This is a genomic window from Mycobacterium sp. NGS24, assembly GCF_059813065.1.
Genome location: NZ_JCALDW010000001.1, coordinates 593,958 through 618,723, shown reverse-complemented (window position 1 = coordinate 618,723; position 24,766 = coordinate 593,958). Strand labels below are relative to the sequence as shown.

The window sequence follows — 24,766 nt, the reverse complement described above, 5'->3', positions numbered from 1 at the left end:
CATCCGGGCCGACGCCAACGGCTCAGGCGTTCAGACCAATTCGCGGGCGACCGCGTCGAACGCGCGCAGCGTATCCACCATGTGCGGCTCGTGGGAGTTCGACTGCGCGGACAGCTTGGCCGCGACCACTTCTGCGCTGCGGTTGATGTAGATCATCTGGCCGCACATGCCCTGACACAACACGACGTTGTTGCCCGGGTAGGGAAACCACATCTGGTTGCGATACATCCCGCCGGGCATTTCGTTGTCGTCGGGGCTGGTGGCGAACGCATGGCGGGAGTCGGGTCCGCCGTTGAGGGTGTCGGCGATCCAGGCTGAAGGCACCACCTGTTGCCCCGTCAACGAGACACCGTCGCGCAGGAACAGCGAGCCGAACCGGATCATGTCAGTGAGAGTGGCGTTGATGCCACCGTCGAAAAAGCCGGTGCCTGAACTGTCTACGCCGATGGTGGCATCACTCTGCGCACCGATACGGCTCCATAACAACTCTGACATGAGTTCGGGCATGCGTTGGGTCCCGGCCACTTCGCAGATCCAGCCGAGTACGTCGGTTTCACACGAGCGATATTGAAAGGCGCCGCCGTGCACGGTTTTCCGCCGCAGGGTCAGCAGGAATTCTTTGAGTGTGGGGACGGCGGCCGGACTGCTTCTGGGCGCCCACCCGATCGCCTGGTCGAGCAGGTGTATCTCGGCGTCCGGGTCGTCGTAGTTCTCGGAAAACGCGATACCTGATCTCATGTCCAGCAGATTGCGCACCGTCGCACCCTGGTAACCGCAATTCGACAGGGCGGGAACATATGTCGTCACTGGCGCGTCGATTTCGATGGCGCCCGATTCCTGCAGCACCCCGACGACGGTTGCCACCAGAGACTTGCTCACCGAGAACAACAGGTGTCTGGTCTCGGGTTTCAGGTCGGTGCAATATTCCTCGGCCAGCATCATCCCGCGGTGGCACACAGCCCATCCGTCGGTAGCGGTGGCTGCCATCACCGCGCCGACAGTTGTTGCGGTCCCACCGGTTCTGGTCACCTCAATGTCCGCCACCGCTGTGCGGGATACCGGCAACGACGCGACCGGCCCGTTGCCGCGCGATATCGCCACCGTCGGCACCATGTCCTCGACGTGCTGAAAAGACCACTGCGCGTAGGGCGCTGACAGCCAGTTTGCCAACGACACCCCGGCCGGGACGCGACTCATGGAGGCGTTGCTCAGGCCCGCGCGACCAGGCGCGAGACGATGGGCGAGGCCGGGGCCAGGGGAGTGGAGACGAACTTGGCCTTCATGCCCTTGACCCAGCGCTTGCAGCGTTCGGTGAGCTGATAATCGTCGGTCTGCAGATGCCCGCGGGTGACCAGCACGCCGAGTTGTGCACCCTCCGAACGCAAGTCGCCCGGCGACGCGACCCGCATGTAGAAGGCCTCGGACCCGTCGAGCAGCGTGGCCCAGTCGTTGGCCGACCGCGCAAACGAGACTCGACCGTCGTCGTCGATCCGCCACACGCCGGTGCGCGGCGTCGCGGTGAAAATCTCGACGTCCGGTGAGGTCTCGGTGAGGATCACCTGACCCCAGACCTCGTTCTCGCCGTAGCCCCGCTCCCAGCGCGTGTTGATCTCCTCGATGTCGAGGTCATACTCCACGTCCATGTATTCGAGCAGGTGGAACAGGAACAGGGGCATGTCGGCGTAGGCCTCTGTCGTCAGGTTCGTCATCGGGCTTGCGCCACTGAGCCGCGGGTTCACCTCGCCGAGGTAGAGCTCGCCGGAGTCCAGGTCATGCAGGAGGTCCACCTCGAAGTAGCCGCGGTAGCCTTCGTGGCTCAGGACGTCACCCAGCTTTCGCACCATCTCGCGGGCGGCGTGGGTCTGGTCGGGCGGCAGCACTTCGCGCCAGATGTCGTTGCCGCACCAGCTGCCGCGGGTGGGAGTCAGCTCCGAATACCCGACGAGACTCGTCATCGCGGGACCGATCACCGTGCCGTGACGGGTCACGGCTCCTTCGATGCACACCTCCACGTTGCGGATGCGCTTCATGACCTTGACTTCTTGTTGACCGATCAGGTTGGCCGCGTGCTGATCCCAGTCACGCTGACCGTGCACGAAAAATGTCCCGCTGCCGGCGGCGCCGTACGCGATGGAGATGACCAGGTCATCTCCCAGGCCGGCGTTCTGGGCGAGCGCCTGCAGTTCGTCGAAGGAGCCAACCCGCCCGATGGCGTGCGGCACACTCGGCACGCCAGCCTCGTTCGCCAGACGCGTCATGACGATCTTCGATCCCAGGCGCTCGCGCAGCTCCACCGGCGGATGCATGATCTCCAGGCCCGCTTGGCGTGCCAGGGACTGGGTTTCGCTGTCCATCATCACGAAGCAGGACTTGCTGCCGGGGCCGCGGCCGGCGATGAACTCCAGCGTCTCGGGATCGGACAGCAGATGGTTGCAGACGTCGCCCATGGAATCGAAGTCGCGGCGGTCGCGGCGGCGGGGGACGAACACGCGCGAATGCGTGCCTTCGAACGAATCAAAGTAGGTCAGGTAGAAGAAATTTCGGATCCAGCGGTCGATCCCCAGCAGATTGAATGGGGTCGGCGAGATGAAGTACAGCGGCACGACATTGTTGTGGAAAAACGCGCGTACGTCGGACAGGCCATCCAATCGGCGCGGTGCGGGCCCGCTCATGCCGGCCGCAGTGACGTCGGCACCTGGATTCGCGGTGCGGGCGAGGGCGCTGCGCTCGGCGCAGCCGGGCTCGGGAGACTCACGTTCATCTCCTCAGTGTGCGGCATGGCGCCGGGCCATTCGTATCGGATCGACATGTGGCGCGAATATCATCGTTTGGTGGACGGACCGGAGACGACCGACGACGGACGCTACATCATGGTCGACGGTCGGCGCTGGCGGGCCACCGATCCGTCAATTCCCGAGGAGCGCCGGGTCGAGCTGGTCCGGATATTGATGGCTTGGCGTCGAGAAGTGCGCCGCACCAAGGGAACACCGCAGGAATCGACTTCCCGGGCGGGTGTGCAGGCCGCGAAAGTCGCTCTGGGTGAACGTGGTTCGCCGCCGTGGTGGGAGCAGACCGACGAGCAACGGCGCGGTCGGTGGCAGGCTGAGGTGTCAGAACCAATCTAGCTCAGGTGGCCGGGCCGGAGTGGACAGCCGCTCGCACTGCCGCTTGAACTCCGTACCCTGCGAACATGATTGGTTCGATCGAGCGCATGGTACGGCAGAGGACGAAGGCGCCTTCGAGGGCAGTCAGGGTGATCGTCGCCAAGCGCCGGCTGTCCTCGTCGGTGATGTCGAGCTGGTTGAACCACTCGGCAAGGCGGGTCAGCCAATTATCGAAGACTTCAGCGGCCTCGAGTCGTAACCGCTCGTTGGTGCTGGCGACTTCCAGGGCGATGGTTTCGATGGAGCACGCTTCGCTGTAGTCCTGGGACTCCAGCAGTTTGCCGGCGTGTTCGAACAACGTCGGGATGCCGTCTAGTGGGTCGGTCTCTGCCAACTGCGCGCCGACGAACTCGCCGTAGCGGATCCCTTCGAGCCGTATGACTTCGACGCTGATCTCCTCTTTGCCGCCTGGGAAGTGGTGGTAGATCGAGCCGAAGGGAGCGCCCGCGGCTGCCGAGATCTGTTTGAGGCCGGTGGCGGGCATGCCCTGGCGTCGGTAAAGCTCGGCCGTCGCGGCCAGAATCCGGCTGCGAGTGTTGGCATCCGCCATGACGCTTCCCTTCTTGCGCGTTGCTCGTCGGCATCATATCGTGAGTCTGATTAGAACGCTCTATCTAGGAGATGGTTGTGCCGTCTGTCGAGTTGCCGTCCGGCCGGATCTACTACGACGACACCGGTGGCGACGGCCCGATCCTGGTATTCGGCCACGGTCTGCTGATGGACGGACGGCAGTGGCGCAAAGTCCTGCCACTGCTGCCGGAGTGCCGCTGTATCACGCCGACACTTCCGCTGGGCGCCCACACCACACCGATGAACCACGACGCGGATCTCTCCGAAACGGGTGTGGCCGCAATCCTTGCCGACTTCCTCGACGCTCTCGCACTCGATGACGTGACTCTCGTCCTCAACGACTGGGGCGGTGGACAATTCCTCATTACCGAAGGTCGGGACACACGCATCGGACGGATGGTGCTGGCATCGTGCACTGCATTCGACAACTACCCACCCAAACCCGCCAGGCCCGCAGCGATGCTGTGCCGATTGCCGGGCGGTGGTTGGATCCTCAGCAAGATGCTGGGAACCCAGTTCTTCCGCCACAGCACCCGGGCCTACGGCGCTCTGAGCAAATCACCGATACCCGACGCGCTGTTCGACGAGTGGTTTCGCCCCGCCGTCGAAAACCGGGCTGTGCGAAGGGATCTGGTGAAGTTCGCCACCGGGGCGCCGTCGCGGCGGCGGCTGCTCGAACTGTCCGACCGAATGAACAGTTTCCACCGGCCGGTGCTGGTGGTCTGGGCCAGGGAAGACAGGATGATGCCGCTGTCACATGCCGACCGCCTCGTCGAGCTCTATCCCGACGCGAGGAAGGTGATTATCGACGACTCCTGGACGCTGATCCCCGAGGATCAGCCGCAGGCGATGGCAGAGGTGCTGCGCGATTTCGCCAAATGATCGGGAAACCGGGGAGCGGGCCACGGTGTGACACGGACGCGGCAACGTTTCACCCCGAGAAAGTTTGGGCAGTGTCAGGGTATGAGCAATAACGAGATGGTCACCGTCGAAAGAACAATCGCCGCGCCCGTCGATGCGGTCTTCGATGTCCTCACCAATCCCAATCGACACCCGGCTCTCGATGGGTCTGGGTTCGTCCGCAGCGTGGACCAGGCCGACCGGATCCAGCGCGTCGGCGACGTGTTCACCATGAACATGCAGGGCGACCACATGGGCGGCGAATACAAAACGGACAACCACGTATCCGGTTATGTGAAGGACAAATTGGTGGCGTGGAAGACCGCGCCGGCGGGCACTGAGCCGCCCGGCTGGGAGTGGCTGTGGGAGTTGGAGGCGCAGGGGCCCAACGAGACCCTGGTCCGGCACACCTATGACTGGTCGAAGGTCACTGACAAGAAATTGCTGGAAAAAGTGAAGTTCCCGCTGGTGACGAAAGATCAGCTGAGCGACACCCTCGCTCGCTTGGATGCCGAAGCTTCCACCTGAAACGCAGGCACCGGACGAACGAGTGAGAACCGGGACGGTACGCCGGTGGCAGAGCTTCGACCGCTGCCTCGTTCCGGCATCGGCCCAGCGAAGCTGATTCGTCGCCGTAAGAATCTCTCGCAGGTAAACCCGGCGCAACATCGACAACCTGATCGACCCGTCGCCGTGACGGAAGCCCCGGGGCGGGGGCTGCTGGATAGCAATGGCCGAGACGATCCAGACGTGCATGTTCTGTTTGCTACCGGCCACACCGGTCGTCGGCGAATAAGCGCTGCTGGAGTTGCCGCTGCTGGGTGAAAAAGCGCTCATCTGGATCCAGCGGTCGTCTTACAAAACGTCGTACACTGTTGTAATGGCTGACACAATCACCTTCAGGCCCGACGAAGACACATTGATGGCGCTGGAGGTCTTGACCAAAGACGGAACCGCCGTGTCCGTAGCCGTTCGATCTGCTCTTATCGATGCCGCACGACGGAAGGCCGGCGCGGCGATTCGTGCCGAGGCGGAAAGGCTTGCCAAAGATGAGTCCGACCGCGCTGCGGCCATGCAGGTGCTGCGCGACATGGAGACGTTGCGTGCGTGGTGAGGTCTTTCAGCTGCGTGCCCCGCGGGCGAGTCGCGGTCACGAGCAGTCCGGTTCCCGCTACGCCGTAGTAGTCCAGTCAGATCAACTGCCCCTGTCGACGTGGCTGGTTGCACCAACATCCACGTCGGCTCGTGCCGCCAGCTTTCGTCCCGAAGTTGAAATCGGCGGCGGGAACACCCGCGTGCTTGCCGAACAGGCGGCCGCAGTCGACCCGGGCCGACTCGGCAAGAGCGTCGGGTTCCTAACCTTCGATGAGATGCGCCGTGTTGATGCGGCACTGCGCATCGTCCTCGATCTATGAGCGTCGGACAGCCTCGGACCAAGTTCGTCGACGCCGTCCGGTTCTAAGACACACCGAGCAGAGGACATTTCACATGAACACCCCCGCCGTCTCCACCTCCGACTACCCTTCGCGGTCCGGTCACCGAGGTGCTACGGTCGGCCCTGATCACCGGTCAGATGCAGCCCGGACACGTCTATCCGGCACCGTATCTCGCCGACTTGCTTGGAGTTTCGGCCACTCTCGTGCGTGAGGCGATGCTGGATCTGGTGCGCAAGGGCATGGTGGAAGTGGTTCCCCACACCGGCTTCCGGGTGACGCAGCTCTCTGGTACCGAACTCGACGAATTGGTGGAGTTGCGGCTGCTGATCGAACCCCCGGTGATGGCTGAAGTGGCGAAGGCGTGTGAGGGCGAACAGGCCGCTGCTGTTGGGGTGCCGCGCCCGCTCGCGCAGGATGAACACAGCGACATTTACTGGCAACCCTGCGTATTCGATTGCTGCATATTCTCCGTCCGCGGCATGGTGTAGCCGCCCGACGCCGCAGGTGTATATACTTGATCAAGGTTTCGTATATATCCAGGTTGGGGCAGCCAGATGACAAAGCGCTTGATTGACCTCGATGATGACCTGTTGGCGGCCGCGCAGAAGGAACTAAAGACGTCCGGCGTATCAGATACGGTCCGGATCGCCTTGCAGCAGGCTGCGGCGGCGTCTGCTCGCGCACGCCAAGTCGCATGGCTGAAGGCTGGCGGTATGAGGGAGATGGCTGACCCTGGTCAACGAGGTGATGTGTGGCGGTAGTAGCTCGGTATCTCATCGACACCAGTGCTGCGGCGCGCATGACACACCCCACCGTCGCCGACCGACTTGCCCCGCTCATCGAGGCAGGATTGGTCGCAACCACCGCCCAGCTCGATGCCGAAGCGCTTTACAGCGCCCGGACCGCCGCGGAGTACACACAGCTGTGGTCAGATCGCCGCCTCGCATACGAGTACCTGCCGACAAACGATGAGCACTGGCAGGTGGCGCTGGATGCGCAGCGGTCGCTGGCCAGCACCGGTCGCCATCGCGCCGTCGGCATGGCCGACCTCCTGATCGCCACCCTTGCCAATGCCCATGATGTGACACTGCTCCACTACGACGCCGATTTCGAGATCGCTGCCGAAGTATTGACCTTCCAGCATCGGTGGGCGTTGGAACGGGGCGCCATCAGTTAGGCCCGGGCAGGGCGTGGAGGGCGATTGAAACCGTTGTCCCGAAGCGCAATATCGCAATATGCAGCATTGCTCAGGCGCCGCGTCGCCGCCGAGGGCAAGGTCGGCTTCTGCGTGGGCTTGGTGCCGCCATGTACGCGCACCTTCACGGGTGTTACGGAGCCTTGCCGCACGGCAGCCGATTTCTCGGCGATCCACGCGGGGAAGGGCGCGCGGATGGCATTCGTCTCTACGAGCGCGCGAGTCTGCACCGTAGGCATGACGGGCGGAAAGTCCTGCACCGCAGCCGAAGACGATGGGAGGAGCGCGATGATTCATCTGATGCAATATGCACTGGTTTACTGGATACCTGCGGTATCAAGTCTGGTCGAATTGTGTCGTGGAGGGTGAACAGTTTGTAGATGATCTGATCAGTGCGCCCCGAGCCGATCGTCGAAACTCCTGGACGCCAGGGGTTTTCGGTTGATTGCACTGACACCGCCTCGACGGGTGAGGATCACACAAACGTTGCATGATTCATCCGATGAAATCGCAGTGGTTTACTTGACATAATGTCGCTTATCGGCAATACCTCGGGGCCGCTTTTTGGTAAGAGGGCGGTTCTTTCGGTTCGAACTGTCCGATCCGGAACTACCTGGGAGTAATCCGGGAAATCCTGGTAGCTGTCGGATTTCTCGGCCTCCGTTCCAGAAATGTCTGGCAGTGACACCCGCCCAGGTCCCTGCCCATGCCTGCGGATCTTCGGCCGGCGGCGCTGAGTCTGAATCCAGGACTATCTGACAGCGCCGGACACGGCCATCGACAGTCCAGAAATACGCAACAGCGGCGGACGCTCCGCGCCTTCGAAGTCCGGCGTGACTGCTTAATTCGTCACTGTGACGTTATGTAGGTGATGCCCCCTTGACTCCCCCGCCCTCGAAACAAGGTCAGCGCCCGGTCCGGCCTGCGCTCGCTCTTCGAGCGTCATGAGTTGACCCGCCTGACCGCCCGACGTCGTCATGCTCGCCTCCGCGAATTCTCGGCTAACCGCGCGTGACCTCAATACAGACCTATGGTCCGCCTGTTGTTCCCCGATACCCGACTTTCCCGTGCCGGAGAGTTCAGCCCGGGAAGTTCAGCGTGGCTGATCACCACTGGCCAGCGACTGCCCGATGAGCTGGGCGCCTGGGGTGCTCAACCCAGCACGATTCGTCACGGTGACGAATTATGTTGCTGTGCACGGCATTTCGTAGGAGCAAGCAGATGGCTGTCCGCCTCAGTGCGGCGAACCTTCGCGCAGCACATCCGGCGCCCGTCCATCGGCACAGGTCCGGTGTCAATTTCCGAGTCGCCGCAACGAGTCGGAGGTACCGGCCGCCACGGCCAGAACAACGCACGCGACAATTCGGCGATGGACGTAGTGCCCAAGCATCCCATCGCCCAGTCATTGGATGACATCAGCCGCTGCGGCGAGATCTCGGCGGCGTTCGTCGCCGGACTCACCACCAATGATCATCGATGGGAGCTGCGAACGTCCGGCGGTGACGTGCTTGCCGTCACCAGGCGTGTGCACAGCGGCGGTCGAATGGCACAACGGATGTGGAAGTTGGTGTCTGCCACCGGAATGGACGCAGGCAACGACATCCACGTCGAACTACTCGGCGCCGACGGCCGGCTGCTCGCGAAGATCAGTTCGAGCAATGACGCGCCCGCGGAAGTCACGGTCACCGGTGTCACCGGCGGTCAGCTCGCGCGAAGCGCACGTCCCAAGACGGCTCTGCTGAGGGTCAAGCATCCGGACAAACTCACCGTCCATGATGCCGACGATCGCGTGTGCGCCGAGATCGACTGCGAGGCCGACAGCCCCTGGCAGCTCCGAAACAAAGCCGGCGAAGCCGTCGGAGAACTGCTCGCTGGCGCGCCCGGGCCATTCCTGTCGCCCCGCTGGTACACCTGGGTGGATCCGCAGTGGGCGATGTCTGAAGCCACCTACAACCGGGGGTTGCATCTCGGTATTCGACGGGTCACCCAATACAGCGCGGTATTTGGTGACGATTCGCCCCGCTCGCTCGCGTTGACGCTGGTGCCGCTGCTCGCTGGTCTCACCTACTGAAGCGATCCGCGTCGGAGGCGTAACCGGTTGACGCTGTTGAGATCCCACCATTGGGCGCATTCAGCGGGCGGGCGGGAAATACATCTCTTGACGCACGCTGCACACCAGATTGCCGTTGCGGTTGAACATCGTCCCACTGGCCAGCGCCAGTGAATCCGCGCTGCTCGGCGAAGACCGTCGGTAGAGAAGCCATTCCGACAACACCGCAGGAGCGTGGAACCACACCGAATGGTCACGCTGCGCCGATTCACCTACTCCCCCGCGCGCGGCGAACGCCGGCTCGGTCAACGTCACCGCCGACAGATAGGCCACCAGACCGGCGGTGAGTACCGGATCGTCAGGGACCTCCCCGTCCGGTCGCCACCACATCGCCGACCGAGCCGGGGGCTCGGTGGATACGTCGACGATGCGGCGCTCGAACCAGCACAGGCTTGCATACCGCCCGGTGCCCGACTCGGCCTCGGCCAGGTGCGGTGGCACCCACGGCAGCGTCTCGGGTGCGGGCACCTGGGGAATCGGCGGCTGGTACTCGAACCGCGCGGCTGTGCGGCCGGTGATTATGAACGACGACATCGCTTCCATCAGGATTCTGTCGTCCTGACGGGCGGTGACCCGGCGTGCTGAAAAGGTCCGTCCCTCTTGCAGGTTGACGACCTCGAAGTCCACCGGCCGCCGGGAATCACCCGGGCGCAGAAAATAGGTGTGCACACTGTGCGGCGCCCGTCCCGGCGCCGTGTGACTCGCCGCCAACAGAGCTTGGGCCGAGATGTGCCCACCGAGAATGTGATGGGCCGGCGCGGGCAACTGCTGCCCGACGAAAGACCATTCGCCGACCCGGCGCAGATCCATGGTGAGCAGCACGTCGGTGAGCGAGGATGACATCGGGACGTATCTTCACACACTGAGTCGCAGATAGCGTTGCAGCCGCCGCCGCCCCGTCGCCGACGCCGTCCCGGCAACGGGTTGCACCGCCTCGTCCAGTCGGGCGCGGACAGTGCCGACGTCGAGATCCATCCCGATGGCGACCAGACAATTCCCGACGGCCCGCGGCGGTGCCTTTCTCACGTGAACTGCGCTACCCACGACGTTGACGACGTAGGTTCTGACAGCGGCGGAATGCCGCACGGCGACAATTCCTTTGAGCCGGAAGACCCCGGAGGGCGGCAGTTCGAGCAGATCGAAGAGTGCGTCGGGATTGACACAACCGGTGCTGCGGACAGTGACAGCGTCGGCATGAACATGGTCGTGCGCATGCGCGGAGTCGGCCCACAACTCCCGAAACGACAGCTGCCCCGACTGCTCGCCGGGTCCTTCGGCGGGGTCGAACAGCAATGCGGGATCGATCCGTCCGCCCGTGGTGCCCACCACCTGGACTCTGGGATTACGTTGTGCCACCCGCTCTTCGATGCGCCGCAGCAGCACCGGGCGCTCGCTGTCCCGAATCTGGTCGAGCTTGTTGACCACGATCAGTGAAGCGACGCCGTAACGCACCGGCGGCAACACGCTGCAGTCGACGGTGTCGAAATGGTTCACCGCGTCGACGACGTCGACAAGACCACCGGGGCGCACTCGCGACAACTTGGAAAAGCCGATAATCCGGGCGATCGCCACCGGATCCGCCAGGCCACTGGCCTCGACGACGATGGCATCCAGGCGGCGCGCCGGGTCGGCGAGTTTGACCAGCGCCTCGTCGAGACCGCCGTCGTCGGGCAGGCAGCAGATGCAACCTCCAGCGATTGACGCCGGCTCGTCGACCTGGCCGGCCACCAGCGCGGCGTCGACGTTCAGGTCGCCAAAGTCGTTGACCACCACGCCGATTCGTGTATCGGGACTACGGAGCAGATGGTTGAGTAGTGTCGTCTTGCCCGCACCCAGGTGGCCGGTGAGCGCGATGACCGGTATCGCGGTCAACGCGGTGGCTCCGGATGTGCCAAGTCAGCAGTCGCCTACCTGGTCGATGACCTTCTTCAACGGCGGGGCGGGGTAGACATTGGGGGTGTAATTGGGATTGTCGATCGCCCACGCGATCTTGGAACAGTAACCAGGTCCTGCCGGCTGGCCCGCACGCCACGTTTCGAGCGTGATTTTGCAGCTGTACATGTCGGACTCCGGGGCGAATTCGGCGGTGTCCTCGGCTCTCGGCGCGTGATGCCAGATGATGAAGCTTCGCGCCGAGGGCAGGTTGCAGGGAAGCTGCGGGATGGGAAGGCGACCGATGTCCCCGCTCGCCGTCGGCGCGAGGGGCAATGCACAGGACGCCATCACCATGGTCGAGGCGGCGATCATGCGGATGGCCAACGCGCTCACCCTCTTTCTCCGACGACAGCGGCATGCCTGCCGCACTAGACGTTAGCTCAACTGTGGTTGCCGAGACAGTGCCGCGCGGGCGGCCCACGCGCACCCGCTTCGAGGCGCGTCCAGTTAATTGCCCGCCCGACTATCTCTCGATATCGGCGGCGTGGCCCGGTCCCGGGTGCGGGTAGCGCGGTACGCCGTGGTGCACATTGACCCGTGGACCGCGCTGCAACGCGTCGGCGGTCGTCTCGTGCAGCCGCAGAATCCGCCCGCCGATCTGGACATAGGCATTGGGCCGCCACACCGCCGGCTCCCAGGCAGTGAGCCTGGACCAGCGCAGCTGGTGCGGTTCGCGCACGAACACGCCGTTGGTCGAGTTGCGGTCGATGATGACCACCGACGCATCGACGATGCGGACTTCGGCGTGGGCCCGGGACATTTCACCGGAATGGTCATCGATGCGCACCGGACGAAGACCCTGTTGGGCCGCATCGGATCCGTTCGGATCCCGGCCGATGACGCAGTCGCGTTCGAGCTCGATCCGCGACCCGTCGTCCAGGGAAACCCAGCGCTTGGGCTGCGGCGCACCAGCCGGCGGCGCAGCGGCAATCCTCCCGCTGCCTGCGGGTTCCGACCGGTACAGCGGCTGGTCTCCCGACATCTCCGGCGCCTGCCCGCGCGACGACGGTATGCGGGTCGACCAGATGACGGCGCCCTGGCCCGGCACGGTTCCGTCGGAGAGCCGGTACACGCCTTGGCCCTGGGCCACCGGCCGCGGCCGCGGGTCGAACTCGTCGACGGTGATGACCGCCGCGACGGCCGGCGCCGGCAGCGACCGGTGGACCAAACGTCCGCGGCCGCGCAACATGGTCTGCCCGGTGCCCTCGTCGAGAGCAACAGTGACGCTGCCGCACAGCAGGATCTCCAGGCCCGTCGGTGTCGGCATGACGATGCCGATGTCGACCAGCGTGCGATCCCACGGCTCGCGCGCGAGCTGCTGGAAGGCGGCGACGAGCTTCTGCGGGCTGGAGCGCCGGACCATGTCGGACAGGGCAGTCATCTGCTGCGCCGCCAGCGAGTGCGCCGACAACTCCGAGCGCTCGCGGTGGGCCACCACGATCACGGTGCCGTTGACGTTGGCCACCAGGTGGTGTCCGGGGATGACCTCGACATCGCTCGGCGGCCGGACCGGGGCGTGGTCGACGGCCACGGGGACCGGGGGGACGGCGACCGGCACCGGCGTCTCCTCGGGCATCGGGGCAGCCGGTGCTGCCGCGACCGGAACCTCCGGCACCTCGTCGGCCGGCGCTTCACTGATACCGACTCGAGAGTGCAGCCACCGCAACGGCTTTGGCGCCCACCAGTTCCAGTCGCCGGCAAGCTGCAAGAAGGCGGGGACCACGATGCCGCGGATGATAGATGCGTCGATCACGACGGCCAGCGCGGTGCCGATGCCGAACATCTTCATGAATGACAGACCGTTGGCGAACGAGATCAACGTGATCGTCAGCAACAGCGCCGCGCTGGTGACGATCCGGCCCACGCGCCCCAGTCCGATGACCGTCGACGCGGTGTTCGACAGACCGGAGTCGCGGGCCTCCTTGATGCGGCTGAGCAGGAAGATCTCGTAATCGACGGACAAGCTGAAGGCGATGGCACACAACAGCACCACCATCGAGAGATTCAGCGGCGCAGGCGTGATGCCCAGCAGGCCGGCGAGATGGCCCTCCTGGAAGACCCACACCATGATGCCCAGCACCCCGCTCAGAACCAGGAGGTTGAGCACGAGTGCCTTGACCGGCACCACGACACTGCCGGTGAACAGGAACAACAGGATGAAGGTGGCGCCGGCGATGAGCCCGATCGCCAACGGGAGCTTGCCCCCGATCGCGGCTTGACTGTCGATGAGCGTGGCGGTCGGTCCGCCCACTTCCACCTGGCGGTTGGTGATCTTGGCCCGGATGTCGCGGACGATGTGTTGGGCGGTATCGGAGTCGGCCTGAACCGAGAGGTAGACGATCGCGTAGCTGGAACCCGACACCGCGGGCGTCGGCCCGGCCGCCTGACCGTTCTCGAACCGGCCGATGGGGCCCGTGACCAGCACGACGCCGTTCATGCGCGAGATGTCCGGGGCCAGGTTCTGCAGCACGGTGGCATCGTTGCGGGTCACCAGGGTGATCGCCTGCGACGGATCCAGCGTGAAGTCCCGCTGCAGCGATTCGGCTACCAGCCGCGCACTGGAGTCCGTCGGCAGGGCTCGCTCATCGGGCGTGGCGAATTGGACGTTGAGAAATGGAATGCCCAAACCCAACAGCAGGACCACCACGGGCAGCGCGTAGAGCAGCGGCCGGTGCGTGACCACCTCGGCGAACCTCCGCCAGAACAGGGAGTCGGCCGAGGGTGGCACCTTACGGCGGATGACGGAGAGCGAGTCCACGCGCTTGCCGAGCAACGCCAGCAGTGCGGGCAGGACGATGATCGCGGCGAACGCCGAGAGCAGCACGGTGGCCGTCGCAGCGAGACCGACCGACCGCAGGAAATAGGTGGGAAACACCAACAGGCTGGTCATCGCCAAGGTGACGGTCGCCGCGCTGAACAAGATGGTGCGCCCGGCGGTGTTGACCGTGGCGATGACGGCCGGGTGGTGGTCTTTGCCGTTGGCCAGTTCCTCCCGGAACCGCGACACCATCAGTAGGCCGAAGTCGATGGACAACCCGAGGCCGAATGCCGTCGTGACGGTCAGGGCGTGCACTGACACATCGGTGACCGCTGTCATCAGCAGCAACACCGACAGGGTGGACACGATGGACACGACGCCGACCACCACCGGCAGTACGGCCGCTATCAGTCCGCCGAACACGATGACCAGCACCGCCAACGAGATAGGCACCGCAATGCTCTCACTGGTCTTGAGGTCGCCTTTGACCTTGTCGCGAATCTCCTGCTGCACGCCGAGCGCGCCACCCGCACGCACCGTGACGCTGGTGTCGTGGGGCAGATTCGCGATGATCCGCTTGGCCGTCTCGGCGGCTTCGTCGGCGGTTCCCCCGACGTGGACGAGCATCAGGCCGGAACGACTGTCCTTGCTGCGTAGGTCGGCGGCTCCCTCGTCGCCGAAGGATCTGGTGATCTTGGCCTTGGGCTCGGCCGCGACGACTTTGAGCACTCGATCCCGGATGGCCGCGACCTCGGGACTGTCGATGGTGCCGTCCCGCGGCAGCAGTTGAACGACGAGATTCGCGGTGGTGCCGAAGTGCTGGTCCAGAAACTCGTCGGCCTTCGAGGATTCCGATGCCGGGTCGGTGTTTCCGCCGGTGCCCAGCTTGTCCGACACCGATCCGCCGAGCACGACACTGATCCCCAGCAGGACCAGAACGGCCGCCAGCACCGATTTCGGGCGCTTGACGGTGAACGCGGCCAGTCGCCTCAACATGTCTGCCTCTCCCCAGTGAACTTCGTGCTGCTCGCGGTGGCTTGTCGTGCGGGCCTGGGCGCTCTCCGAATTGGGATGTCAGCGTGAAATCTAGGCCCGCACCGACAGTCGTGTCGACGGTCAGTTACGCGCCTCGCCGGCGAGCCACAGGCGCACCAGGCAGCGTCGGGCGTGCACGTCGGGCGAATCGATGAAAGCGCGGCGATTGTGCAGGGTCGTGTGGTTGTCGGCGAACAGCACGTCACCCGGGTGCAGCGTGAACTCGACGGCACTGGCGGCGTCGCTCAGTGCACGGTCGAAGGCGTCGAGTGCCTGGCGCTGCCGGTCGGTGAGCGGCCGACCGCTGCGGTAGTGGCCGAGTTCGATGTGCAACCGGTTGTAGCGGATCCGGACACCGTCGGTGGTGTCGGTGAAGATAGCGCCATCGGTGAACGGGTTTTCGCCCGGCTCGGTCTCGTGCGAACGGTCGAAGCAGAACTGCCCGTAGAGCTCGTCGACCAACTCGGGGTGGGCGGCCAGCATCGCGTTGTAGGCGGTGTGCGCACTGACCATCAGCGACTCACCGCCGGACACTGCCTTGCGCAGACACAGCAGCCCCAGGATGTCGGGCCGGCTGCCGGCGTAGGCGCAGGCCGAATCCGTGTGGTAGATCAGCGCGGAGTTGGTCTTGGAGCCGCGGGCCTCGGCCACCGATTGCCCGGTGTCCTGAACCAGGTACACACGGTCGCCCTGCTTGTTCTGCGGCTGCGGCTCACCCAGGTAGGTACCCAGGCCCCAGTACAACATCGAGGCTTCCTCGTCCGTCCAGCCGTCCAGTTGCAGGCCGCGCAGCACACAGAATCCCGGCCCCAGCCGCAGGCAGTGCCGCATGGCGCGGGCGATCTCGACGAGCTCGGGCTCCCGGAAGTCCGCTGCCACGATCGTCTCCAGCCTGCGGCCGCGGCGGCGCAGGTTGTCGCGGATGCGCAGGCATGCCGCCACCTGGCGTGGTCCCACCCCGATCAGGTAGTCCCATGCGTGCAAGCTGTCGCGGTTCCACACCGACGGTCCGGCAATCGGCCGGCGCCCAGTGCCCCGGGATGGGTGTGCCGCGTTCTTGCCCAAGAGTTCGTCCCTGGTGCGAGTGTCGGTGACAGCCCCCATGATCTCATCCCCTTTCTGAAACTTTGGCGCTTTCTATGAGTTTGGCTTGCTGCGCTTGGCGGATTCTTGACGATTTCTGGACGGCCGCTAAAACCAGTCGTGGCCGATCAGCGGGGCACTGATCAGCCACAACGAGGTCCGGCGGGGGTGAGTTACGCGGCGACGGGGATCAGTTCCCGGCGCGACGAGTGCGGCGCCGCGGCGGGGGCACTGAACCGGATGAACATTTTCGCGATGAACGGCGCGGCGAACAGCATCAGGACCACCCGGATCACTTGGGCCGCCATCACGAACGTGACGTTGGAACCCGATCCCGCGGCGGTGCCGAGGACGGCGTAGATACCGCCGGGGCTCGTCGCCAGGTAACCATCCAGCGAGCTCAGGCCGGCCTCGTCGGCCAGCACCACACCCAAGCCGGCCGCGGCGAGGTTCAGGATCACGATCAGCGCGAACGCGCCGGGCAGGATCCGTCGGATGGCGCGCAGCGATTGCCGGTCGAACGACAGCAGCGTCTGCCAGACGATCATCATGATCCCGGCCTGGACCAGCAGCATCGGAACGGCGAAACCCTGTACCAGCCCGGAGAACTCCAGCGCAATCGTGATGGCCATCGGTCCCAGCAATCCCGCGCCGGGTAGCCGCATCGACCGACCGGCGAAGCTGCCCACCAGCACGATGGCCGCGATCAGCGGCAGCGTGACGATCATCGATCGGGAAGACGTGTCGTCGGCATGTGCGCCCTCGGCGGCGGTGCCGTGGAAGAAGACTGCGACGACGACGGGCATGGACGCGGTGATGAGCGCCACGCGCAGGTATTGAACGGCCGCGACCACCCGGTCATCGCCGCCGAGGTCGCGTGCGATGGCGACGAGGCCGGACGAGCCGCCGGCCACCAGGGCCAGACCCCCGGTCAGCGGACTGACGTCCTTGTGCAGACCGAGCAGCGCGCCGCCCGCGACGCTGACGATCAGGGTGCTGACGGTGATGGCGATGACGATCGGCCAGTGCGAACCCAGGGCGGCGAACGATACGTTGCGGACCATGAGCCCGGTGTAGACGCCGAGCACGCCCTGAGCGGCCAGGCCTGCCCCCGACACTGTTCTCGGGGCGTACCGCGCCAAGGCCCAAGCGAAGATTCCACAGCCGATGCCTACAACGGCAAGGTCGATGGTGTTCATGCCGTAGAAGGTCCAACATCGCCCTTGACGAATTCTTAATGCGCAGGTGGAGCGCACTTGTCAACCCAGTGTCCGGATCTCGGACGGGTCTCTCACCTGCCGACTGCGACCCGTGTCCCGTCGTTGGACTGACTCGGCGGCAGGCGGGTGGCAGGGACGACGGACTCCGTCGGCCTTTCGACAGGCCCCGACAGGTTATTTGTGTGAGTATCGGATGAGCCGCGGCCGGTGTTGCGCAAAGCCGCGATGTCTCGGCGGGATCTGGATAGGCTTAGCGCTCACACCGGAGACGGACGTTAAGGGGGCGACGTGTCGTTGCTAACCGTGTCGCCAGACTGGCTGACCGCTGCGGCAGCCGATCTGGAAAACATCGGCACGTCGCTGCACTCGGCGAGCGCGGCCGCCGCCCTCCCCACCACCGGAGTGGCCGCTGCCGCCGCGGACGAGGTGTCGGCCGCAGTAGCGGCGCTGTTCGCCGATTTCGGCGACGAGTTTCAGGCGATAAATTCGCAGGTCAGCGCCTATCACGCGCAGTTCTTGCAGACGCTGGGGGCAGCGGCCGGGTCCTACGCCTCGGCCGAGGCCACCGCGGCCACTGTGCTGGATCCGTTCGTCAACGCGATCAACGCACCGACCCAGCTCCTGCTGGGGCGGCCCCTGATCGGCGACGGGGCCAACGGCACTGCCGCCAGCCCGAACGGCGGGGCCGGCGGCATCCTGTGGGGCAACGGCGGCGCCGGATATTCGCAGACCACAGGCGGTCTGGCCGGCGGTAACGGCGGCTCGGCAGGCCTGATCGGCAACGGCGGCGCCGGCGGCAACGGCGGCCTCAACGCCGCGGGCGGGGCGGGCGGCAACGGCGGCTGGCTGTACGGCAATGGCGGCGCGGGGGGAACCGGTGGCGCTTCGCCTACGGTGGCCTTCGGTGGAGCCGGTGGAGCCGGCGGGCGAGCTTACTTGCTGGGGTCGGGCGCAAACGGTGGTGCGGGTGGATTCAACAGCCCCAGCGATCCGTCGCACGCCATCCGTGGGATGGGCGGCACCGGCGGCGTTGGTGGCATGGTCTGGGGTGGGGCCGGCGTCAGCGGTGCGGGTCTGGACGGCAGAACGATCCCCATGCCCACCGTCGCCAATACCGAGCCGGTGGTGAACATTTCAGTGAACGGCGGCGGCAACGCGCCGATCCTCGTGGACACCGGGTCCGAAGGTCTGGTCATGCAGATCAAGGACATCGGCGGACTGCCCGGCCTGCTCAAGATGGGCCTGCCCACGGGCCTCAACATCAGCGCGTACAGCGGCGGCCTGACGTATCTCTACGCCACCTTCCCCACCACGGTGGACTTCGGCAACGGCATCGTCACCGCGCCCACCAGTGTCAATGTCGTCCTGTTGTCGCTACCGACCTCGCCGTTCGCGATCCAGGCATACCTGTCCAATGTCATCAGGAACCCGTTCGTCACCCCGTTCGACGCGTATTTCGCCTCGGCAGGCGTTGACGGCGTGCTGGGCCTGGGACCCAACGCGGTGGGGCCGGGACCAAGTATCCCAACGCAGGCGCTGCCGGGTGATCTCAACCAGGGGGTCACCATCAACATGCCGGCGCAGGAGTTGCGTTTCGGCCCCAACGATCTGGGCGGCCCGACTGTCTCGCTGAACGGGTCCCCCATCACCAACCTTTACGTCAGGGTAGGTAGCGGACCCCTCCAGATGGTGCCGTCCATCGTGGACTCCGGGGGCGTCTATGGGACCATGCCCTCCTCGGTGATCGGCTCCTCGACATTGCCGGCGGGCACCATGATCACGGTGTACGCCGATTCAGGTGGCATGACGAAGCTGTACTCGTTCAACACGAACGACTACGCGCCCACCGTTATCTCCTCTGGCCTGATGAACACGGGTTACCTGCCGTTCAGTCTGGGCCCGGTGCACGTCGACTACAACCCGGCCGGAGTCGGGACGACGATCCTTTATCCTGTGCCCTAGTCGAATCACTGTGTTGGGCTGAGTGTTCCGACGCTGTCGGCGCCCGACGCTAGAGTCGCCTTCATGCTTCAAACGATCGCTGTCCGCGGCTACCGCTCGCTGCGCGAGGTGGTCCTGCCGCTGAGCCGGCTGTCAATTGTCACCGGCGCCAACGGAACTGGTAAGTCGTCGGTGTACCGGGCGCTTCGCCTGCTGGCCGACTGCGGCCGTGGTGAGGTGATCGGCTCGCTCGCCCGCGAAGGTGGATTGGAATCGGTGCTGTGGGCCGGACCCGAGCAGCTCAGTGGCGCCCGTCGGGAAGGCAACGCTCAGGGCACCACCCGCACCCGACCGTTGTCACTCGAACTCGGCTTTGCCGCAGATGATTTCGGTTATCTCGTCGATCTCGGCATTCCGCAGATGGCCGGCCACCGTAGTGCGTTCGCACGCGACCCGGAGATCAAACGCGAGGCGTTGTTCGCCGGGCCGGTACTGCGCCGCGGGACCACTTTGGTGCGCCGTACCCGTCAACTAGCTGAAATCAGCGGCGACGCAGACGGATTCGACGAACTGTCCCGAAACCTGCCGCCCTACCGCAGCGTGTTGACCGAATATGCGCATCCGCAAGCACTTCCCGAGCTCGCGGCGGTGCGCGAACGGCTGCACAGTTGGCGCTTCTACGACGGCTTCCGGGTCGATGCCGCCGCTCCCGCCCGACAGCCGCAGGTGGGCACGCGCACTCCGGTGCTCTCCGACGACGGCAGAGACCTTGCGGCAGCGGTCCAGACGATCATCGAGGCCGGCTTGGACGACTTGGCCCGCGCGGTCGCCGACGCATTCGACGGCGCCACCCTCGACGTCGACGTCAGCAACGGCCTTTTCGACCTTCGCCTGCAGCAGCGCGGGATGCTGCGACCGCTGCGCACAGCCGAATTGTCGGACGGCACTTTACGATTCCTGCTGTGGGCCGCGGCACTGCTGAGCCCGCAACCACCCTCGCTGATGGTGCTCAACGAACCAGAGACCTCGCTGCACCCCAGCCTCATCGGCCCATTGGCGGCACTGATTCACACGGCAGCCACCCACACGCAGGTGGTGGTGGTCACCCATTCCCGTTCGCTGCTCGACGCCCTCGACAGCGGAGTCGAAATCGAACTGCACAAGGATTTCGGCGAGACCCGCATCGCCGGTCAGAGCCTGCTGACGACGCCGCCGTGGGATTGGGGCAAGCGGTGAGCCCGCGGCGTCAAGTGTGCAAAGTGTGCAGAACGTGCAACTATTGGAAGCTATGGCCAATCAGTTGAGCCTCCGCGAGCGACGACGCCGACAGACCAGCGCGGACATCCGCGGGGCTGCGGTGCGCTTGGCGCAGGTCCGCGGCTGGGACCGAGTCACCATCGAGGAAATCTGCACTCAGGCCGGAATTTCCACCCGCACCTTCTTCAACTACTTCCCCAATAAGGAAGCCGCGATCGCCTACGGCCCGTCGGACCTGCCGCCGGAATTGGCCGACGAGTTCGTCGCAGCCGGACCCGCGCCCCTCCACGTGGTGCTGGCCGAACTGATCACTCTGGCGGCCCACCATCTTCGCGACATGCCACCGGAGCGTGAGCAGGCCGTCTGCATGCTCGACCTGGCAAAAACCACGCCCGCGGTGCTGGCGGCGTTCCTTGCCGACCTGGAGCGTTTCCAGACGCAATTGACCGAGATCGTCGCCAAACGCCAAGGCATGCCCTCCGACGACGAAGTCTCCGCCCTGATCTCCGCGCTAGCGTTGACGGCGGTGCGCTCGGGCATCGAAAGATGGTCGAGCAGCGAACCCGAGGACGCCGGTGACACGCCGATGCCCTATGTCGAACGTGCTGCCGCGCTGGTCAACAGCATCTTCACGCAGTGAGAGCGTGACCGGGATTACAGAAAGTTGCATACTCTGCAAAATATGCAGATGATGTACAGGTGGTCCGGTTAGCTCGTCTTACTATCGCATCGGGCCACCTCGGGCTGCGTAACTCGCGCGACCCATAATCGCTTGTGATGCAAGGCAATTCGTCGTGTGACCAGGAAAGGCTCACGTAGGTGCAGATGGCAAAGATCGTGCGCAACGCCTGGTTGCCGCTGCTGATCGTGGCAGTCGTGGTTATCGGGGGCTTCGCGGTGACCCGGGTCAAGTCGTTCTACAACGCCGACCAGCAAGATGACCTGACCAGCGCAAAGGTTGACGACTCCAAGCCCTTCAAGCCCAAGGTCGTCAAGTACGAGATCTTCGGCTCGGCGACCCGCGCCAACGTCAACTACCTCGATCTCAGCGCCGAGCCGCAGCGGCTGGACGGCGCTCCCCTGCCCTGGACACTGGTGCTCAGCACCACCGCACCCTCGGTCTTTCCGAACATCTCGGCGCAAAGTGACGGCGATTTCCTGGGCTGTCGTATCACCGTCGACGACGAAGTCAAAGACGAACAAACATCCAACGGCGTGCACGCCCTGACTTCCTGCTTGGTGAAATCAGCATGAGCACTACTCTGCAAGACGCGCCCACCGATTCGTTGCCCGTCGCCAAACACGCGGCCCGCGAGGCGATTCCGCACTTCATCCGCAAATTCGCCGTGCTGATCATCCTGGGATGGCTCGCGCTGATCGCGCTGCTCAACGTCGTCGTCCCCCAGCTCGACGAGGTCGGCAAGCTGCGTTCGGTCTCGATGAGCCCGGACGACGCGCAATCGGTGATCGCGACCAAGCGCGTCGGCGAGGTGTTCAAGGAGTACAAGTCCAACAGTTCGGTGATGATCGTCCTGGAGGGCCAGAACGCGCTGGGCGCCGAAGCGCACGCCTACTACGACCAGATAGTCAAAAAGCTCGAGGCCGACACCGCGCACGTCGAGCACGTTCAAGACTTCTGGAGCGATCCGCTCACCGGTGCCGGCGCACAGAGCAACGACGGGAAGGCCGCCTACGTCCAGGTCTACCTCGTCGGGAACATGGGTGAGACCAAGGCCAACGACTCCGTCGAGGCCGTCCAGACCATCGTCAAGCACACCACCCCACCCCAGGGGGTCAAGGCCTACGTGACCGGGCCATCGGCGTTGGAAGCCGACCAACACCTCGCCGGCGACCGCAGCCTGCAGGTGATCACCATGGCGACCTTCGTCGTCATCATCGCCATGCTGTTGATGGTCTACCGCTCCATCGTCACGGTGCTGCTCACGTTGATGATGGTGGTCTTCGAGTTGGCCGCCGCTCGCGGCGCGGTCGCATTTTTGGGCTACTACAAGATCATCGGGCTGTCCACATTCGCGTGCAACCTGCTGGTGACGTTGGCGATCGCGGCGGCCACTGACTATGCGATCTTCCTGATCGGGCGATATCAAGAAGCCAGAGCAGTCGGTGAATCACGAGAAGACGCCTACTACACCATGTTTCACGGCACCGCACACGTGGTGCTCGGCTCCGGCCTGACCATTGCCGGCGCGACGTTCTGCCTGCACTTCACCAATCTGCCCTACTTCCAGACCCTGGGCGTCCCGCTGGCCATCGGCATGGTCGTGGTGGTGTTGGCGGCGTTGACCCTGGGTCCCGCCGTCATATCGGTGGCGTCGCGCTTCCGGCAGACCCTGGAACCCAAACGCGCCCAGCGTATTCGCGGTTGGCGCAAGATCGGCGCGCTCGTCGTCCGCTGGCCCGGCCCGGTCCTGGTCGTGACGATCGGCGTCGCGCTGGTCGGTCTGCTCACCCTGCCCGGCTACCGGACCAACTACAACGACCGCAATTACCTGCCCGCCGACCTGCCGGCGAATGCGGGCTATGCGGCCGCCGATCGGCACTTCTCCAAGGCCCGGATGAATCCCGAGTTGCTGATGATCGAAAGTGACCACGATCTGCGCAATTCCGCGGACTTCCTGGTCATCGACAAGATCGCCAAGTCGATCTTCCGGGTACCCGGCATCAGCCGGGTCCAGGCCATTACCCGCCCCGAGGGAACCCCGATCGAGCACACCTCGATCCCGTTCCAGATCAGCATGCAGGGCGTCAGCCAGCAGATGACCCAGAAGTACCAGGAAGATCAGATCGCGGACATGCTCAAGCAGTCCGAGGAGATGCAGACGACCATCAACAGCATGGTGCAGATGCAGGACATCACCCAGCAGATGACCAACGACATGCACGTGATGGTCGCCAAGATGAAGAGCATGACCATGGACGTCGCCGAATTACGCGACCACATGGCCAATTTCGAGGACTTCTTCCGACCCATCCGCTCGTACTTCTACTGGGAGAAACACTGCTACGACATTCCGGTGTGCTTCTCGTTGCGGTCGGTGTTCGACGCCCTGGACGGCATCGACACGATGACCGATGACATCCAGAGCCTGATCCCGGTCATGGAACATCTGGACACACTGATGCCGCGGATGAACGCGCTGATGCCCGAGATGATCCAGAACATGAAGAACATGAAAACCATGATGCTGACCATGTATTCGACCCAGAAAGGTCTGCTGGAGCAGCAGCAGCGGGCACAGCGCGACTCGTCCGCCATGGGCCGGGCCTTCGATGCGTCGAAGAACGACGACTCCTTCTACCTGCCGCCGGAGACGTTCGACAACCCCGAGTTCAAGAAGGGCATGAAGAACTTCATCTCCCCCGACGGCCACGCCGTGCGCTTCATCATCAGTCACGACGGCGATCCGATGTCCGCGGAAGGCATTTCGCACATCGACACGATCAAGAAGGCCGCCTACGAGGCGCTCAAGGGCACCCCGATGGAGGGCTCCAAGATCATGCTCGGTGGCACCGCGGCCACCTTCAAGGACATGCGGGACGGCAGCAACTACGACCTGCTGATCGCCGGAATCGCGTCCATGTGCCTGATTTTCATCATCATGCTGATCCTGACCCGCAGCGTGGTGGCCTCAGCGGTCATCGTGGGCACCGTATTGCTTTCTCTCGGCGCGTCTTTCGGGCTGTCAGTGCTCATCTGGCAGCACCTGCTCGGCATTGAACTGCACTGGATGGTGCTGGCGATGTCGGTGATCATCCTGCTGGCCGTGGGAGCCGACTACAACCTGCTGCTGGTGTCGCGTTTCAAAGAAGAGATCCATGCCGGTCTGAACACCGGGATCATCCGGGCGATGGGCGGCACCGGTTCGGTGGTCACCTCGGCGGGGTTGGTGTTCGCGTTCACGATGATGACGATGGCGGTCAGCGAGCTCACGGTGATCGGCCAGGTCGGCACGACCATCGGACTCGGTTTGTTGTTCGACACGTTGATCGTTCGGTCGCTGATGACCCCGTCGATCGCTGCGCTGCTGGGCAAATGGTTCTGGTGGCCGCAACGAGTCCGCCAGCGCCCGGTGCCCGCGCCCTGGCCCAAGAAGTCCGGAGAGCGGACCGAACAGGACGCCTTGGCGGGCGTCTGATCGGA

Annotated in this window: 22 protein-coding genes; 13 read left to right on the top strand and 9 right to left on the bottom strand. The window is 64.6% G+C overall.

Annotation, left to right across the window (positions count from 1 at the left end; translation table 11 throughout):
• Nucleotides 1–30: 30 nt before the first annotated feature.
• Both AC5Y6Y_RS02815 and AC5Y6Y_RS02810 read right to left on the bottom strand, forming a co-directional pair.
• Nucleotides 31–1,197, bottom strand: a complete 1,167-nt coding sequence (locus AC5Y6Y_RS02815; protein WP_463824305.1) for a serine hydrolase domain-containing protein — start codon at nucleotides 1,195–1,197, stop codon at nucleotides 31–33.
• Nucleotides 1,198–1,208: 11 nt separating this feature from the next.
• The gene (locus AC5Y6Y_RS02810) at nucleotides 1,209–2,672 is read right to left on the bottom strand and encodes a biotin carboxylase (protein WP_499918831.1); all 1,464 of its coding nucleotides are present in this window, start codon (nucleotides 2,670–2,672) and stop codon (nucleotides 1,209–1,211) included.
• A gap of 159 nt (nucleotides 2,673–2,831) precedes the next feature.
• Between AC5Y6Y_RS02810 and AC5Y6Y_RS02805 the strand changes: the two genes are divergently transcribed.
• Nucleotides 2,832–3,125, top strand: a complete 294-nt coding sequence (locus AC5Y6Y_RS02805; RefSeq protein WP_499918834.1) for a hypothetical protein — start codon at nucleotides 2,832–2,834, stop codon at nucleotides 3,123–3,125.
• A 1-nt stretch (nucleotide 3,126) separates the two neighbouring features.
• Here AC5Y6Y_RS02805 and AC5Y6Y_RS02800 read toward each other — a convergent pair whose 3' ends face one another.
• The gene (locus AC5Y6Y_RS02800; RefSeq protein WP_463824308.1) at nucleotides 3,127–3,714 is read right to left on the bottom strand and encodes a TetR/AcrR family transcriptional regulator; all 588 of its coding nucleotides are present in this window, start codon (nucleotides 3,712–3,714) and stop codon (nucleotides 3,127–3,129) included.
• 77 nt (nucleotides 3,715–3,791) lie between these two features.
• On the opposite strand from AC5Y6Y_RS02800, the gene AC5Y6Y_RS02795 reads away from it, so the two are divergent.
• The 7 genes from AC5Y6Y_RS02795 to AC5Y6Y_RS02765 all read left to right on the top strand — a co-directional run bounded on the left by AC5Y6Y_RS02795 (nucleotide 3,792) and on the right by AC5Y6Y_RS02765 (nucleotide 9,336).
• Nucleotides 3,792–4,616 carry an alpha/beta fold hydrolase gene (locus tag AC5Y6Y_RS02795; protein WP_499929290.1) on the top strand — a complete coding sequence of 275 codons (825 nt, stop codon included), beginning with the start codon at nucleotides 3,792–3,794 and terminating at the stop codon, nucleotides 4,614–4,616.
• An 81-nt stretch (nucleotides 4,617–4,697) separates the two neighbouring features.
• A complete protein-coding gene (locus AC5Y6Y_RS02790; RefSeq protein WP_463824310.1) occupies nucleotides 4,698–5,162 on the top strand; it encodes an SRPBCC family protein in 465 nt (154 codons plus the stop codon).
• A 352-nt stretch (nucleotides 5,163–5,514) separates the two neighbouring features.
• A complete protein-coding gene (locus AC5Y6Y_RS02785; protein WP_499918839.1) occupies nucleotides 5,515–5,748 on the top strand; it encodes a hypothetical protein in 234 nt (77 codons plus the stop codon).
• Entirely contained in the window at nucleotides 5,738–6,049 is a 312-nt protein-coding gene (locus AC5Y6Y_RS02780) for a type II toxin-antitoxin system PemK/MazF family toxin (protein WP_499918840.1), read from the top strand. Before AC5Y6Y_RS02785 ends, AC5Y6Y_RS02780 begins: the two co-directional genes overlap by 11 nt.
• A gap of 128 nt (nucleotides 6,050–6,177) precedes the next feature.
• Nucleotides 6,178–6,558, top strand: a complete 381-nt coding sequence (locus AC5Y6Y_RS02775; protein ID WP_499918841.1) for a GntR family transcriptional regulator — start codon at nucleotides 6,178–6,180, stop codon at nucleotides 6,556–6,558.
• Nucleotides 6,559–6,821: 263 nt separating this feature from the next.
• A complete protein-coding gene (locus AC5Y6Y_RS02770; protein ID WP_499918842.1) occupies nucleotides 6,822–7,247 on the top strand; it encodes a PIN domain-containing protein in 426 nt (141 codons plus the stop codon).
• A gap of 1,387 nt (nucleotides 7,248–8,634) precedes the next feature.
• Nucleotides 8,635–9,336, top strand: a complete 702-nt coding sequence (locus AC5Y6Y_RS02765; RefSeq protein WP_499929287.1) for a hypothetical protein — start codon at nucleotides 8,635–8,637, stop codon at nucleotides 9,334–9,336.
• A 60-nt stretch (nucleotides 9,337–9,396) separates the two neighbouring features.
• Here AC5Y6Y_RS02765 and AC5Y6Y_RS02760 read toward each other — a convergent pair whose 3' ends face one another.
• The 6 genes from AC5Y6Y_RS02760 to AC5Y6Y_RS02735 all read right to left on the bottom strand — a co-directional run bounded on the left by AC5Y6Y_RS02760 (nucleotide 9,397) and on the right by AC5Y6Y_RS02735 (nucleotide 17,385).
• On the bottom strand, nucleotides 9,397–10,218 hold the full coding sequence (locus AC5Y6Y_RS02760) for an acyl-CoA thioesterase (RefSeq protein ID WP_499929285.1): 822 nt from the start codon (nucleotides 10,216–10,218) through the stop codon (nucleotides 9,397–9,399).
• A 12-nt stretch (nucleotides 10,219–10,230) separates the two neighbouring features.
• Nucleotides 10,231–11,247 (bottom strand): CobW family GTP-binding protein, encoded by a 1,017-nt coding sequence (locus tag AC5Y6Y_RS02755; protein ID WP_499929283.1) that lies wholly within the window; start codon nucleotides 11,245–11,247, stop codon nucleotides 10,231–10,233.
• Nucleotides 11,248–11,271: 24 nt separating this feature from the next.
• Complete coding sequence (locus AC5Y6Y_RS02750) at nucleotides 11,272–11,643, bottom strand: hypothetical protein (protein WP_473139703.1); 372 nt, start codon at nucleotides 11,641–11,643, stop codon at nucleotides 11,272–11,274.
• Between the two features lie 130 nt (nucleotides 11,644–11,773).
• Complete coding sequence (locus AC5Y6Y_RS02745; protein ID WP_499929281.1) at nucleotides 11,774–15,064, bottom strand: MMPL family transporter; 3,291 nt, start codon at nucleotides 15,062–15,064, stop codon at nucleotides 11,774–11,776.
• Between the two features lie 120 nt (nucleotides 15,065–15,184).
• On the bottom strand, nucleotides 15,185–16,207 hold the full coding sequence (locus AC5Y6Y_RS02740) for a TauD/TfdA family dioxygenase (RefSeq protein WP_499929279.1): 1,023 nt from the start codon (nucleotides 16,205–16,207) through the stop codon (nucleotides 15,185–15,187).
• 152 nt (nucleotides 16,208–16,359) lie between these two features.
• The gene (locus AC5Y6Y_RS02735; protein WP_499929277.1) at nucleotides 16,360–17,385 is read right to left on the bottom strand and encodes an AbrB family transcriptional regulator; all 1,026 of its coding nucleotides are present in this window, start codon (nucleotides 17,383–17,385) and stop codon (nucleotides 16,360–16,362) included.
• A gap of 309 nt (nucleotides 17,386–17,694) precedes the next feature.
• Between AC5Y6Y_RS02735 and AC5Y6Y_RS02730 the strand changes: the two genes are divergently transcribed.
• From AC5Y6Y_RS02730 to AC5Y6Y_RS02710, 5 genes are all read left to right on the top strand, one after another.
• On the top strand, nucleotides 17,695–19,368 hold the full coding sequence (locus AC5Y6Y_RS02730; protein WP_463824328.1) for a PecA family PE domain-processing aspartic protease: 1,674 nt from the start codon (nucleotides 17,695–17,697) through the stop codon (nucleotides 19,366–19,368).
• A 63-nt stretch (nucleotides 19,369–19,431) separates the two neighbouring features.
• Nucleotides 19,432–20,583, top strand: a complete 1,152-nt coding sequence (locus AC5Y6Y_RS02725) for an AAA family ATPase (protein ID WP_499929275.1) — start codon at nucleotides 19,432–19,434, stop codon at nucleotides 20,581–20,583.
• A 52-nt stretch (nucleotides 20,584–20,635) separates the two neighbouring features.
• Complete coding sequence (locus AC5Y6Y_RS02720) at nucleotides 20,636–21,244, top strand: TetR family transcriptional regulator (protein ID WP_463824330.1); 609 nt, start codon at nucleotides 20,636–20,638, stop codon at nucleotides 21,242–21,244.
• A gap of 185 nt (nucleotides 21,245–21,429) precedes the next feature.
• Nucleotides 21,430–21,858: an MmpS family transport accessory protein gene (locus AC5Y6Y_RS02715; RefSeq protein ID WP_499929273.1), complete on the top strand. Its 429-nt coding sequence runs from the start codon at nucleotides 21,430–21,432 to the stop codon at nucleotides 21,856–21,858.
• The gene (locus tag AC5Y6Y_RS02710; RefSeq protein ID WP_499929271.1) at nucleotides 21,855–24,761 is read left to right on the top strand and encodes an MMPL/RND family transporter; all 2,907 of its coding nucleotides are present in this window, start codon (nucleotides 21,855–21,857) and stop codon (nucleotides 24,759–24,761) included. Before AC5Y6Y_RS02715 ends, AC5Y6Y_RS02710 begins: the two co-directional genes overlap by 4 nt.
• Nucleotides 24,762–24,766 lie beyond the last annotated feature (5 nt).